The organism is Corynebacterium macginleyi, assembly GCF_003688935.1.
Lineage (GTDB): Bacteria > Actinomycetota > Actinomycetes > Mycobacteriales > Mycobacteriaceae > Corynebacterium > Corynebacterium macginleyi.
This window is the reverse complement of record NZ_REGE01000013.1, coordinates 22,255-36,277: the sequence shown is the minus strand read 5'-3', so window position 1 is coordinate 36,277 and position 14,023 is coordinate 22,255. Positions and strand designations below refer to the sequence as shown.

14 protein-coding genes and 1 pseudogene are annotated in these 14,023 nt (G+C 60.4%); 1 reads left to right on the top strand and 14 read right to left on the bottom strand.

The window, feature by feature from the left end:
- Positions 1 to 261: 261 nt before the first annotated feature.
- The 9 genes from D9V82_RS08940 to D9V82_RS08900 all read right to left on the bottom strand — a co-directional run bounded on the left by D9V82_RS08940 (position 262) and on the right by D9V82_RS08900 (position 9,602).
- Positions 262 to 1,644 (bottom strand): protoporphyrinogen oxidase, encoded by a 1,383-nt coding sequence (locus D9V82_RS08940; protein WP_121912051.1) that lies wholly within the window; start codon positions 1,642 to 1,644, stop codon positions 262 to 264.
- Positions 1,645 to 2,679, bottom strand: coding sequence for a uroporphyrinogen decarboxylase (gene hemE / locus D9V82_RS08935; protein ID WP_121912050.1), 1,035 nt, complete (start codon positions 2,677 to 2,679; stop codon positions 1,645 to 1,647). It abuts the gene before it with no gap.
- Between the two features lie 73 nt (positions 2,680 to 2,752).
- Positions 2,753 to 3,313: a tellurium resistance protein TerC gene (locus D9V82_RS08930; protein WP_121912049.1), complete on the bottom strand. Its 561-nt coding sequence runs from the start codon at positions 3,311 to 3,313 to the stop codon at positions 2,753 to 2,755.
- A complete protein-coding gene (locus D9V82_RS08925) occupies positions 3,310 to 4,131 on the bottom strand; it encodes a CGR1 family protein (protein ID WP_239088623.1) in 822 nt (273 codons plus the stop codon). The genes D9V82_RS08930 and D9V82_RS08925 overlap by 4 nt, the downstream gene beginning before the upstream one ends.
- Before the next feature lie 9 nt (positions 4,132 to 4,140).
- Positions 4,141 to 5,124, bottom strand: coding sequence for a porphobilinogen synthase (gene hemB, locus D9V82_RS08920; RefSeq protein WP_121912048.1), 984 nt, complete (start codon positions 5,122 to 5,124; stop codon positions 4,141 to 4,143).
- Between the two features lie 29 nt (positions 5,125 to 5,153).
- Positions 5,154 to 6,875, bottom strand: a complete 1,722-nt coding sequence (locus tag D9V82_RS08915; protein ID WP_121912047.1) for a bifunctional uroporphyrinogen-III C-methyltransferase/uroporphyrinogen-III synthase — start codon at positions 6,873 to 6,875, stop codon at positions 5,154 to 5,156.
- Between the two features lie 164 nt (positions 6,876 to 7,039).
- Entirely contained in the window at positions 7,040 to 7,951 is a 912-nt protein-coding gene (gene hemC / locus D9V82_RS08910) for a hydroxymethylbilane synthase (protein ID WP_121912046.1), read from the bottom strand.
- Positions 7,952 to 9,286, bottom strand: coding sequence for a glutamyl-tRNA reductase (locus tag D9V82_RS08905; protein ID WP_121912045.1), 1,335 nt, complete (start codon positions 9,284 to 9,286; stop codon positions 7,952 to 7,954).
- 76 nt (positions 9,287 to 9,362) lie between these two features.
- Positions 9,363 to 9,602 (bottom strand): glutaredoxin family protein, encoded by a 240-nt coding sequence (locus tag D9V82_RS08900; protein WP_121912044.1) that lies wholly within the window; start codon positions 9,600 to 9,602, stop codon positions 9,363 to 9,365.
- 110 nt (positions 9,603 to 9,712) lie between these two features.
- Here D9V82_RS08900 and D9V82_RS08895 point away from each other — a divergent pair, with 110 nt between their 5' ends.
- A complete protein-coding gene (locus D9V82_RS08895; RefSeq protein ID WP_204084069.1) occupies positions 9,713 to 10,750 on the top strand; it encodes an HAD family hydrolase in 1,038 nt (345 codons plus the stop codon).
- Between the two features lie 75 nt (positions 10,751 to 10,825).
- Here the strand turns inward: D9V82_RS08895 and D9V82_RS12690 are convergent.
- From D9V82_RS12690 to D9V82_RS08870, 5 genes and pseudogenes are all read right to left on the bottom strand, one after another.
- Positions 10,826 to 11,191: pseudogene (locus D9V82_RS12690) on the bottom strand (DoxX family protein).
- A 210-nt stretch (positions 11,192 to 11,401) separates the two neighbouring features.
- On the bottom strand, positions 11,402 to 11,503 hold the full coding sequence (locus D9V82_RS08885) for a 30S ribosomal protein bS22 (RefSeq protein WP_003855542.1): 102 nt from the start codon (positions 11,501 to 11,503) through the stop codon (positions 11,402 to 11,404).
- Between the two features lie 323 nt (positions 11,504 to 11,826).
- Positions 11,827 to 12,015, bottom strand: a complete 189-nt coding sequence (locus tag D9V82_RS08880) for a helix-turn-helix domain-containing protein (protein ID WP_005276651.1) — start codon at positions 12,013 to 12,015, stop codon at positions 11,827 to 11,829.
- A gap of 255 nt (positions 12,016 to 12,270) precedes the next feature.
- Complete coding sequence (gene proC, locus D9V82_RS08875; protein ID WP_234456615.1) at positions 12,271 to 13,062, bottom strand: pyrroline-5-carboxylate reductase; 792 nt, start codon at positions 13,060 to 13,062, stop codon at positions 12,271 to 12,273.
- A gap of 82 nt (positions 13,063 to 13,144) precedes the next feature.
- The gene (locus D9V82_RS08870) at positions 13,145 to 14,014 is read right to left on the bottom strand and encodes a tripartite tricarboxylate transporter TctB family protein (RefSeq protein WP_121912042.1); all 870 of its coding nucleotides are present in this window, start codon (positions 14,012 to 14,014) and stop codon (positions 13,145 to 13,147) included.
- Between the last annotated feature and the right edge of the window lie 9 nt (positions 14,015 to 14,023).

Here is a 14,023-nt window from a genome sequence, read left to right as displayed (position 1 = left end):
TGTTCAGGCAGCAGTCGCCCTGCTGCCTGTTTAAGCATGCCCAAAACCGCCCTGCTTCATATTCGGCCCACGCCACAATTGAGCCGCGCGCAACTACTGATGATGCTTAAGCACCAGCGGCATCAATTGCAGGCGATACTAACTTCCGGCAGTGCCAGTGGGAACCGGTGCTACGCGCTGTGCCTAGCAGCGGTTGCCAGCAGTGTGACCTAGCTGCGGTTGCCAGCAGTGTGACCTAGCTGCGCGGCTTAGCTGCGTCGGCTAGCTGCTAGCGATACGAGCGGCGGCAGCTCGCGCATCCGCAATGACCGCGGGGACACCCACGCCGCCGGCCCAGGCACCCGTTACGTCGACACCTGGGGATTGGGACAAAGCATCACGCACTGCTGCCACGGTTTCGAGATGGGTGGCATCAAAGCGCGGCAAGCCGCCGAACCAACGCTGAGTAAAAATTTCGGTAACGCCAGTAGCGCGGCCATCGAAGCCAGTCAGGTGCTGCAGTTCATCGAGGGCGTAGTCCACGAGGGTGTCTTCTGCAGCGCTGACGATGGCGTCATCGCCAAATCGGCCGAACGAAGCGCGCACCAATGCCCCGCCGCGCTGCGCAAGGTGCGGCCACTTGCGCGATGACAGCGTGAATGCTTTTGCGTGTACATCATCTTGGTCAGTGGCGACGAGGATACCGGAGTTTTGGGGGAGCGCGGTACCGGAGGGATCGATGTCGGACTCGAATTTAAGGCCCACAACTGCCGATGCCGCCAGCTTCACCCCCTTCAACCGCGTCGCCGCCTCCGCTGTCACTTTGGACAGCAGGCGCGCGGCTGTGGGCGCCGGAGTAGCTACCAGCACGCGGTCGAAGAGCGCAGAATCGCCCGGCGCGCCGGCTAGGCGGAACTTGTCGCCTTCGCGCACGATCTCAGAAATGAACGTATCAACGAAAATCTTGGCGTGGGATTTTTCGGCCAGGGTCTCGTAGAGCTCAGCGTAACCGCCGGAGAAGGTCTGGAATACGGGTCCACCAGCGTTGGGGTTATCCCCACGGTTTTCCTCAAGAGAGCGCACGGCCGCAGAGAGGGTGACGGGGCCGGAGGTAGCAAGGGCATCGAGGGCATCGGCCAGCATGGGGATGGTGGCGCGCAGGCCTAGATCATCGGCTGTGCACGAGTACACCCCACCCAGCAGCGCAGAAACCACGCGGTCTACCAGGTCGCCGCCGTATTGTCGACGCACCAACTCACCGACCGAGACATCACCGCCTACGGTCCACTCAAAGGGCTGCTCGTTGTCGATACGCCGCGCCGTGTCCTGCGAAACCAAGTGCGCAACTGGCGCAGAATGAGACGGAATGCCCATCACCCCGCCCTGCGGCAGCGCTTTGAGCTCCCCGCTGTACACCAACGAGCGCAACCCTGACGGATCAACCAAACTGCCGGCTAAGCCGAGGGTATGGAAGAAATCCACGGCATCGCGCCGCCGGGCGAGGAAAGCCTCGGCACCCATGTCGGTAGGGCCGTCATTAAACGGCACGGAATACAGCTTTCCGCCAATGCGCCCGGCGGCCTCGAAAACCTCGACGTCGTGTAGGCGCAGTTCATAAGCAGCGGTAAGGCCGGCGAGGCCGGCACCAATGATGGCAATACGCATTTAGCCCTCCTCGTGAATGATGGATACGGCGCGGGTAATAGCCTCCGGGTCGGTAGTGGGCAGCACCCCGTGTCCTAAATTCCAGATATGGGAATCAATATCGCCGCGCTGCCGGGCGCGTTCCACCTCGTCACGAATGGTACATACGGCCTGGCGCACGGCATCATCGCCGGCGAAAAGCAGCGCCGGATCGAGGTTGCCCTGCAAGACGCGGGAGCTCACGCGTCGCGCGGCAGCGTCCATAGTCACACGGTAATCCACGCCCATGACCTCCGAGCCGGCTTCGGACATCGCCGGCAGCAACTCGCTGGTGCCCACGCCGAAGTGGATCCGGGGAATATCGACGCTGGCCAGGATTTCCTGCGAATATGGCAGCACGAACTCGCGGTAGTCACGCTCGTTGAGGTAGCCGGCCCAGGAATCGAAAAGCTGCATCGCGTCAATGCCAGCATCGACCTGCACTCGCAGGAAATTGACAAGGGTAGGCACCAGCCGTCGCATAAGCATATGCCACGTCTCGGGCTCAGCGTGCATGAGCGCCTTGGTGCGCTCGTGGTTCTTGGACGGCCCGCCCTCAATCAGATAACTGGCCAGGGTAAATGGCGCGCCAACAAAACCGATGAGCGCTTGGGTCTCAGTAAGCTCGTCGAGGATTCCAGCGATGCCTTGGGCGACTTCGGGCACATCGGCGTCAAGAATAGGCAGCTTGCTAATGTCCCCCTTGTCCCTCACCGCTTTCTCCATCACTGGCCCGCGTCCAGGCACGATATCGACCTTGACGCCGGCGGCCTTGAGTGGGACCACGATATCGGAAAAGAGGATGGCCGCGTCCACGTCATGACGACGCACCGGCTGCAGGGTGATTTCTGCTAGGAGTTCCGGCATGAAGCAGGAATCCAGCATGCTTATGCCCTCACGGGCGGCACGGTACTCTGGCAGAGATCGGCCAGCTTGACGCATCAACCACACCGGCGGGCGGGAGGGGGTGCGGCCGAGCGCGGCGTCAATAATAGGGGCGCGGTTAAGTCGAGACATACCCCTCATTATGAATCACAAGTTGGAGCGGGGGCTAATTTGCCGCGCCGTTGGTCGTGCGTTCCTCGCCCCGTCAGTTGCGCCCGTGCAGGCTGCGGTGGGCAATGAACCGGTTGGACTGGGGCCGAAAGAGTAGTACTACCGCAATAAGCAGCGTCACAGCGATGAACAGAAGGCCGAGCCCGCCAATGCCAAGCGCCAGGGCCGCAATATTGAAAAAGAGGGTAATTGCGATGACAACGGAAATAATGCGGCGCGCCCACTTCGATCCAGTGGCAAGTTGAGCGGAAAAGAGCGCCAGTATTATCGCGCCGATGATATTGAATGCCGAGACAAATAGGCGGTTCGACCGCACATATTCGGCGATGCGCGAATCCGAAGGCTCTACCTGTACGCCACCTCCACCGAAGATGCCGACCATGCCGCTGACCAGCATGATGACGGCAGCGACGACGAGCACCCAATATGCCCACCGGAGTGGGTGCGGCCAGGTAGATAAGTCTTGGTCCTGGGTGATGTTATGTACAGGGCGGTTGTAGTCGCGGGGACCAGGGCGATAATTTTTATCCGCAGCACCGCCGCCTGCGTCGTGACCGCCATCGCGTCGGCCGTGGCCGGGAAACATGCTGTTCATCGGTTGTCCTTGTGATCAGCATCATCGTCGCCCTCGTTGTGGACGCTGTCCACCCGCGGGCGCTGATTTCGACTGTTCGTATCCTTGCGGCCCTTTTGCTTGATGTCCCTCTCTTTGGCTTCCTGCTTTTCGCGCTTCTCGCGCTTTTTATCCCGGCGCGCCTGTTCGAGTTCTTTTTCCAACTCGCGCATTTGCTCAAGCTCGCCGGTGTAGTCGAGGGTATCGGGCTTTACGGAGAAGATAAGCCCCAATACGGCGGCGACGCCGACGACGATTTGCACCATGCCGTCGGCAACAAAGAGCCAGTCGGGAACATCGGCGCCGGCGGGGGTAACCATGAAGGTCAGTAGGATGCGGAAACCAAAGTAAATGGAAAAGGCGAACCAGATACGCCGTGAGGTGCCTGCGCGTTTTGATGGCCCCGCCAGCGATTTCAGCAAAAAGAGCAGCAGGACCAGCACGCCGATAGCAAAGGCAGCCGACAGCACCACAGACCCATAGGCGACCATTTCAATAAAGGAGTCCGAAACTTCTTCGCCGTCTCCGCCACCCGAGGCACTTTCGATCATCTGCTTGGCCTGCGCCATGAGCACATCGTGGTTGAGGAGAGTCAGCACCACGTTGAGGATCTGGTGGACGGTCTCGCCGGCGACGACGCCAAGCCAGAGCCACAGCATGTAGATCACGGTATCGGGGCGCTTGGAGCCGGCCTGCGAGTTCTTGCCACGCGGTTCGCCGGGCTGCGGCGAAGCAGACTGCGGCGAAGCAGGCTGCGGCGACCCGGGTCGCGGCGACGGAAGAGAAGAAGGCTGTGTCACAAGAATCCTTTATTTGAGCAGGCGTGCGGCTTCGGTAGCGAAATACGTCAGGATCTGGTCGGCGCCGGCGCGCTTGAGGGCGGTGAGCGATTCGAGCATTATCGCCTCACCATCGACCCAGCCGTGGGCGTCGCCGGCCTTGATCATCGCGTACTCGCCAGAGACCTGGTAGACCGCGACGGGCACCGAAGAAGTCTCGGCGATTGCGGACAGGACATCCAAATATGGCAAGCCAGGCTTCACCATGACGAAGTCGGCACCTTCCTCGATATCAAGCTCGGCCTCCAGCAGAGACTCCCGGAAGTTGCGCGGATCCTGCTGGTAAGCGCGGCGGTCACCCTCTAGGGAAGAACCGACGGCCTCGCGGAAGGGACCGAAAAAGGCGGAGGCGTACTTCGCGGAGTAAGCCATGATGGATACATCATTACGCCCAGCTTTATCGAGTTCTGCGCGGATGGCGGCAACCTGGCCATCCATCATGCCGGACGGCGAAACGATCTGCGCGCCGGCTTCTGCCTGGGAGCGGGCCATTTTTTGATAGAGCTGGATGGATTCATCGTTAAGCACACGGCCCTGGGAATCAAGGACGCCGCAGTGTCCATGCGAGGTGAATTCATCGAGGCAGGTATCGGCCATGATGATGAGATCATCACCGAATTCTTCGCGCAGGGCGGCGATGCCACGGTTTAAAATACCGTCTGGATTCCAGGCCGCGGAACCGGTGGCATCCTTATCCTTTTCCAGCGGAACGCCGAAAAGGTCGACACAGGTAACCCCGGCTTCGAGGGCCTCTTCCGTCGCGCGGCGCAGCGAGTCAAAGGTGTGCTGATAAACACCGGGCATTGAAGAAATCTCGTTCGGCTCAACGAGACCGTCTGCGATAAACATCGGCAGGATCAAATCCGAGGGGCGCAGCGTGGTTTCGGCCACAAGGTTGCGCATCAGCGGCGTGACGCGCAGACGGCGGGGGCGACGGGCAGGGAAAGAGCTCATTGGGTACTCCTTAGAGCAAGACTAAAAACTTACGCCTTCTCGACCTTAGTAGTCTTCTTGCGCGCGCGGCGCTTCTTGCGGGGCGCGGGCAGGTTACCGGCGGCACGGAGGGCGGCAACGTGGTCGGCGAGGGCATCGACAAGCGCGGGCACATCCGCAACCTCAGGCACGACATCGACGCGCAAGCCGAGCTCTTTGGCAGCTGCGCTTGCCGATGGCCCAATGCACGCAATGATCGTCCGCTGGTGCGGCTTACCCGCAATACCTACCAGGTTGCGCACGGTGGAACCGGAGGTGAAGGCCGCGGCGTCGAAGCCGCCGGTCTTAATCATGTCGCGTATTTCGGCCGAGGGCGGGGCGGCACGTACGGTGCGGTAGGCCACGACGTCATCGACTTCCCACTGGAGGGCCTGGAGACCGTCAACTAGTGTGTCGGCGGCGATATCTGTGCGCGGGAGGAGCACGCGGCTGACCGCGTCGATGTCTTCGACATAATTAGGAAAAACCTCGAGCAGGCCCTCGGCGTTTTGCTTCTTCTTGTGTGGCAAAAGCTCCGGCACCATGCCCTTGGCGCGGATAGCATTGGCGGTCTTGGTGCCCACCGCAGCAAGATGCACGCCGGCGAAATCGCGCGCGTCCAGGCCGAGCTGGGAAATCTTATCCCACACGGCGGTAACGGCGTTGACGGAAGTAAAGACGATCCACTTGTAGCGGCCCTCGACGATGCCCTTGACGGCGCGGTCCATCTGCGCCGGGTTGCGCGGCGGCTCGATAGAAATAGTTGGCACGTTCTGTGGGATGGCGCCGTAGCCGGCCAGGCGGGCAGACATCGCTCCTGCTTGTTCCTTGGTGCGCGGAACTAGCACGCGCCAACCATAGAGCGGGCGATTTTCCCACCATGAGTACTTGGTACGGTCATCGATGTTGCGGCCCAGCGTGACCACCAGCGGACCGGATAAATCCGCATCCAGCTTGGCAATGGTCCCGAGCGTCGTCTCATAGGTGCGCTGCAGACGCGTGGTGCCATGGGCGGTCACAAACGCCTCGGTTTCTGCTGGCATACCGCGCTGCTGTAGCTCGGCGGAAATATCCGCGAGGTCATCCTTGGTGGCCTGCAATACGATAGGCTGGGTGGCGTTAGCGAGCGCGTCCCATTCGGCACCGTCGGTGACATCGGCTTCCGTGTACGTTGACCCCAGCGCCAGCCCGGCGAAAGAAGGCACGGTCGAGGGCAGAGACATCCCCGGCACTACCTGGAATTCTAGGCCCGCAGAGGCCACGGCGTTGATCTCGGCCTTAGTGGTTTCGCGGTTGAGTGGATTGCCGGTCACGAGGCGGATGACGTCTTCGCCATCGGCCTCAACGAGGCACTCGCGCAACTGGCCTACGATGTCCTCCCCCGGTGCATAGACCACCGCCGCGGTCGGTGTCGGCGGGCGGGGCGGCCTGCGGCGCGCGCCTTTTGCCTTGGCATCGGCGCACATTTGCGCGTATTCCTCTTCTGCAGCATCCAGTAGCTCGTGCGGGACGGGCAGCGCGGTGGCGATGGCATCGCGCACGCCTTGCATAACCTGTGGGTCAGCCACAGCGATAGCGTTATTGGCCAGAACTTCGCGGGCGCGAACGGTCAGCAGGTCTGGGTTTCCTGGACCTGCGCCCACGAAAACGATCTTGCCCAACTGGGTGTCTGACACAGCATTGCTCATAAAGTTCTTTTCTAGATCTGGGCCCGCGGCACCGCACACGGACATGATCGCCTGCAGTGTTTCTCCCCGCGCCGTCGGTGGGTATCAAGGTCATGACGGCCGAAATCCCAGGCGCGACGTCCTGGGATGCCCTTAAAGGGGGCCGGTTATCATTGCAAAAAATGATCTATGGTATCTACACCATAAGTTATTAGCGCTTAAAGTAGAAATTACTGGCCTAATAAATCGGCCGCGCCTTGGGCGAAAAGCTCGTCAGAGACCTGTGCACCCAACTCCATCGCTTCCTCCGCGGTAACAACGGCGGTACCGACGGCGGTGCCTGCGGCCGTGGCGGTCAATTGGCGGGAACCATCGAGCGCAAAGACGCCGCCACGCACCGTCAGTTGATCGCCGTTCCAGCGAGAAGTAGCGGCCACGGGGGCAGTGCAGCCGGCCTCGAGCCGGGCGAGGACCGCACGCTCGGCGAGTGCGGCGGCGGTAGCGCGTTCATCAACAAGCGCGTCTAGTGCCGCGGCCGCCTCGGTGCCGGCGACGGCCTCGATGGCCAGCGCACCCTGGGCTGGGGCGGGCATGAATAATTCCGGATCGAAGATATCACTGACTCGGCCCTCATAGCCGCCGCGCAGCAGGCCAGCATAAGCCAGCACCACAGCATCGAGTTCACCATCAGTTACCTTCGACATGCGGGTATCGATATTGCCGCGCAACGGACGAATCTCCAAGTCCGGACGCAAAGCGGCCAGCTGGGAGATGCGGCGCGGCGCCGAGGTCCCTACCCGCGCGCCTTCTGGCAGCTGCATCAGCGACAACCCATCGCGGGCGACCAGCGCCTCGCGGCTGTCTTGACGCTGGGGGATGACCAGGCGAAAGCGCTCATCAGCGGCCGTGGGCAGATCCTTAAAAGAGTGCACGGCGATATCGCACTCACCGCGGTACAGCGCCTCCCGCAGCGCTTGGGTGAATACGCCCACGCCAATGCGCTCGACCGGCGCCATATTGATATCGCCTGCGGTAGTGACGATGTGGAGTTCGGAAGAAAATCCGGCATCGATAAGCCAGTCGCGGACGTGTCCTGCCTGGGTTGTGGCGAGCTTGGAGCCACGGGTACCAATCTGGAACATTTACGCCTCCTCATTCAGCGTGGGCAATTCATTGACGGTCACGGCAACGCCAGATCCTTCTAGCTGCAATCCGAAGAGTTCCTGCAGGGCATTTTCTCTGCTAAAGCTGCTATCCGATGCCGCGAGCTTCTTCGCCCGCACCGTTGGTTCATGCAGTAGTTTGTCGGCGACGCGCTTGAGAGCACCCTGGACATCAGCAAGCTGCTTTCCTTCTAGCTCCGGGTGTTTTTGCTGCAGGCGGGCAGCCTCGCACTCCACGAGGTCTGCCGCGCGGCGGTGCAGAGCGCTCACCGCCGGTGCCACATCGCGCACGCGCTGCTCGGAGGTATAGGCGGCAAGCTCCTCGTCTACGATGCTGCGGGCCTGCTCGTGTGGGCTTGTTCCGGCTGCAACATCGGTACCGGCCGCTGACAGGGATTTGCTGAGGCGCTCGATATTCACCAGGTCCACGTCATCGATTTTCGTTGCTGCATCATCGATATCGCGCGGGAGGGAGAGATCAATGAGCATCAGTGGGTGCGCGGGCGGGATATCGGCCGCGGTGACGGTAAAACCCTCGGCCCCGGTGGCGGAGATGGCAAGGTCGACATCGGCAAGCGCGACGGCGCGATCCTGAAAATCCACTACGCGGGTGCGCACCCCGGCTTCCTCGGCGTGACCGGCAAGGCGCTCGGCGCGCTCGCGAGTACGGTTAGCAATCACCAGCTCGCCAATGCCCAGCCGGCCCGCATGGGTGGCCGCAAGCGACGCCATCGCCCCGGCCCCGAGAACGAGCGCGGACTTGCCCCGCAGATCCTCCGCATCGAGGCGCTGCAGCGCTTGGTCAAAGGCGAAGGTCACCATCGAAACGCCTGCCTTATCGATTTCCGTTTCCGAGTGCACGCGTTTACCGGCCCGCAGCGCGGACTGCGCCAAGGCGTGGATGCGCGGGCCGACTGTGCCCTGCACGGAGGCGGACTGGTAGGCAGAACGCACCTGGCCGATAATCTGCTGCTCGCCCACCACCATCGAATCCAAACCGGAGGTAACGGACATGAGGTGCTCTGCGGCGGCGTCAGCATAGCGCACGTAGAGGTAATTGCGCAGCTCTTCCTCATCGACCTGGGAGACGTTCGTGAGCACCCGAATGACGTCCTGCACACCGGTGTGGAAAGAATTGGTCACCGTATAGACCTCAAGGCGGTTGCACGTGGAAATGATCATCGCCTCAGTAAGGGAGTCGGCGGCAACCAACTGCCCGCAGGCGGAATGCTGCACCACATCGTCCATGCTCAACTTTTCCAGCAACGCCACGGGTGCCGATTGGTGGGACATCCCCACAACAAGCACGCTCATGCCCCACACTCCTCAACCTTTTGATTGAACGCAATGGTTCCAAAGACTACCCCGCATGGGCGCGGAACCCGAATCGTCAGCGCAGCTCGGCAGCCAGCTCTTCATTATCGACTTCCCAGCAGGCAAATTCTTCCCCGTCAATCACTACAACGGGAACGCGGTCACCAAATTCCACCTCGAGCTCGCGGTTGTCTTCCACGTTGCGCACTTCCAGCCTGGCACCGGCCTCTTGGATAACGGGGGTAATTTGCTCTTTTACCCGGTTACAGGAACCGCAGGTAGGGCGCACCATGAGCTCGACTACATGCTGGGACATAGGGCGGGATTCTCCTCATAAGGACACCGACGGTGGAAACGCTTACTGTGCAACGCTTACTATGGACATAGTAATCCACCCCGCGTTTGCGAAAGCTGTTTATTCCACTCGTGTCCGTTTCACCTCCCCCCGGATTTCCCGAATCTCCCCGCGACTTTTTGGCCAATTGGACGGCCTCGCGCGGCAATCTGCGCAATTTCTTAGAAAACCAGGCGCTGGCCCCCTTGGGCGAAGAAGAACAGCGCGCTGCAGGTGAGGCGGCCGCTACCGCCGCCTTGGAAGAATTCGGGCTCGAGCTCGAGGACTTCGCCTCCGGCATCGCCTCCGTCTCCGGCTCTTATAATGCCGCAGGCTCCAAGCGCATCACAGACCAGGACCCGGATGTTCCCATCGATGCCGGCGCCGCCGCCTTTTTTGACGTTGATAATACCCTCGTGCAAGGTTCCTCCTTGGTGGAATTTGGCTTTGGGCTCGCCCGGCGGCGCTATATTCGCATCTCTGAGATACTCCCAGTTGCCTGGAAGCAGCTTAAATTCCGTCTCTCTGGCGCGGAGAATGCCAAGGACGTTGCCGCGGGGCGCGCGCAGGCCTTGGAGTTTGTTAAAGGCCGCAACGTAGACGAGCTGATTGACCTCTGCGAGGAAATCGTCGATGCCTCACTGGCGCGCCGCGCGTACCCCGGCACGACGCAGCTCGCAGAAATGCACCTGGCCGCCGGCCAACAGGTATGGCTGGTCACCGCTACCCCAGTCCAGCTCGCACAGGTATTAGCGCGCCGCTTCGGCTTTACCGGCGCCCTGGGCACCGTCGCGGAGGTAGAAGACGGCAAATTCACCGGCCGTCTGGTGGGCGATATCCTTCACGGCCCAGGTAAGAAACACGCCGTGGCGGCCCTCGCCACCATCGAGGGCCTCGATTTGGACAGGTGCACCGCCTACTCGGATTCTGCAAACGATATCCCCATGCTCACCATGGTAGGAACCCCCGTGGCCATCAACCCTGACCGCAAACTGCGCAACATCGCAGAGGAGCGCGGCTGGATCGTCCGCGATTACCGCTCCATCCACCGTGCCATCCGCACCTACGGCCTGCCAGCCCTGGTTACGGCCGCCTTCTCCTATGGCGGCTGGCGCTACTTCCGAAAATAGAAATACAGCCAGCACTGCCATTTCTAAACGGGCCCACGGCAAATTGCTTTCTCAAGCCCATCGGTGTGGCTATTGCTACCCCATCGCCGCGAAGTTCAACACGAGCACAACCGCACTAAGGATTGTCATCCCGAGGCAATTTACCCAAAACTCCTTCCCCACGAAATTCGCCTTGATATGAGCGATAATGGCGAAAATAAAGTAAGCAAGTACGCCGACGGATACAGTGGTTAAAATCGAAGGATTATTCACAACGGCTCCGACGATCTAGCCAAGCGCAGCGAGTGCCTTAATTCCGATAAGCGCCCACCACCAATCTTGCGGAAAATTGACTCCGCTAAGGCAGCGACTAATGAACTTGGGCGGCTTCACAGAAAGCACGGCATCGCCGATCAAAACGATGGCTAGTAGATACGTACCGAATACAGATAATGACCCCACTCAGCAACCTCCCTAGAAACAGATGCTCAGCACATGAAGCATCGCATGACCCATTTATTGGGTTGAATTGATTCTACAGCTCAAAAAATCGAGTGTATGTGGAGATGTGCAGCGGAGGAACGACCCCTCTGAACTCAAGCTTAATCCGAAAACAGAAAACCTCCGCCGCCGCGCTAAGGCGCGGTGCGGAGGAACCCTGGGCTGCTAGGTTTACTTACCCAACTTACGACGCTGCACGCGGGTGCGGCGCAGCATCTTGCGGTGCTTCTTCTTGGACATGCGCTTGCGGCGCTTCTTGATGACAGAACCCATAACAGGCGTCCTCACTTTCTTTTAGTACGTACTGTGAACCTGTCGGCGCCTAAAACGGCAAAGGTGCACTCTTTGCCACCTTGGCCGCACATATGCGGGCCATCACGGCGTGCCGACACGAATGCGGTTCATCTTACCTAGTCCCCAGCGCGTCTCCAAAGTCACCCCAGCGGCAGTACACGGAAACGAAGCGAATGGCACCATGGCGCGCGCGTTAAAAGGCGAGCCCACGGCAATTACACACGCAGTAGAACGAGACAGCGCCCACCACCGCTGACCAAGATGGCCAACAGAAGTGGGCGCTGCCTTAAAGGCGCGAGAACCTACGCTCCGTAAACGGATGCCTCGAGGTACTCGTTAACAGCGGACTCGTGAACGCGGAAAGAACGTCCGACGCGCACTGCCGGCATTTCGCCTGCATGAACCAAACGGTAGACAGTCATCTTGGAGACGCGCATAATTTCGGCGACCTCCGCTATCGTCAGAAAGGTTCCTTTTTCTTCATTTGCCATAATTATCTAACCCTTCAGCTCGTTACGCGCTGTAGGCTTCCCCTCCCACAGGACTTCACGCACGTGCTCGTTCTAGCCTATCGTGAAACATGTGACTAATGCGACCCAAGTGCCAAATTTTTTCACAGCAGTTGTTCAGTTCACCGTGAAAAGCGCTGCGTAACAACCACCTCAGGGGTCCCGCGCAGAGGGTAACTACACCCCACCACGGGGCTACACCCCACCACCGGGAACGGGGCCGCGTTAGGTTGGCTCCTAACCAAGCTCCTTGGCCTTCTCGGAGCATGCCTCAGCGGCGCGGTAGAAGGCGCCACGCAGCCCAGACTCCTCTAGCTCCCGCACGGCTGCAGCAGTAGTGCCGCCGGGCGAGGTCACGCCTGCACGCAGCTGCGTGGCCGAGCGACCGGACTTTGCCAGCATATCTCCAGCACCCGCAGCCGCCTGGGCGGCGAGCTTTTCGGCGATATCGCGGGGAAGGCCGAGCTGCACACCGGCATCAACAAGCGCCTCTGCCACGAGAAAAAAGTATGCCGGCGAGGAACCCGCCAAAGCGGTCGCGGCATCGATATTTTTCTCCGGAATGACAGCGACCTCACCCACGGCCTCAAGCAGCTCCGTTACGCTCCGCATCTGGGCCTTGGTCACGTGTTCGCCGGCAGCGCAGGTGCACATTCCGCGGCGCACGAGCATCGGCGTATTGGGCATAACGCGCACAATCGGCACGCCCTGGCCCGCAGCGGACTGCAGCGCCTCCAGTGTCAACCCCGCGGCCATAGAAACCACCACGGCATCTTTGGCAGGGTTAATCTCACTCAGCAGGTCCAGGATGGCATAAGGCTTGACAGACGCGAAAATATAATCCGCGCCATCGACGGCCGCGGCATTATCCGTCGTGACGTTAACGCCGTACCTGCTCTTGAGTTCTTCACCGCGGGAGGCAGTGCGGTTGGTCACAGTGATATCAGAGGCATTAAAACCCGATTCCACGAGCCCCGAGGTCAACGCCTCACCAATCTGTCCTCCACCTAAGATTGCAATCTTTGTCATAGCCCCCACCATGCCAAAAATAACGACACCCGGCTACCTCCACCGCGGAAGCAGTCGGGTGATTCTCAGCGAGTCGCCGGTTTTAAAGCATGACCAAAAGAAGTGGCCCAAAAGTCAATATAAGGCCGGTCATGCCTGCTAGGAACATGGAAAAGCCATCGTGAGCGGAGCGCAGCGCATGCGTAACACCCACCATAATTGCGGTAACGCAGAGCGCCAGGATGGCTACGACGATGCGCGGGAAGTTATCCCACAGCACTTCAAAGCCCTTAAAGATGATAATCGCTAGGACGATGCCCACAACCACCATCATGAGGATGGACATGGGGTTGAGCTTCTCGTTCTCTTCGGTGATTTCTTCGTCCTGTACCTGGGGCAGCTCGCCGGTATCGTCGGATTTCTGCACAGCCGCCGCAGGCTGGTGCCCAGGGGCAGCGGACTTACCCTCAATGTCAGCGTCCCGAACGTCCTTGGGCTCGCCCTTCGAGGATGGCGACTTGTCAATCCGCTGAATCACCGCAGTGTCATCCGCGGAAGGCTGCTGGAACGTCTTCTCGGTGGCCTCAGTGCCCGCCATATCATCCGGCTCCGACTGTGCGGGCTTGCTGGCAGCGAGCTTAGCCTCGGCGGACTTGGCCTCGGCAGCCTTGGAACCGGCCGACTTCGCCGTGGAATCGCTCGCCCGCTGCGTCTTGTCCTCCGCTGCCTGCTCATCCTTAGACTTCGGTACACGTATAACCGGTGCGCCATCGTCAATGGATACGTTGGTGTGCTTCGCCTCAGGCGGAGTGGACTTTACTTTCTTTAGGCTTCCGGTGAGCTCGGCAACGGATACGCCGCCCTCCTCGACGCTCCGCCGACGGCGGCGGGAGGTCTTCCCGCTCTCATCCGTATGATCCTTCTTATTGCGAGCCAGCAGCTCGGCCACGGTCAACTGTTTTTCGTCAGCCATGATCTCTTC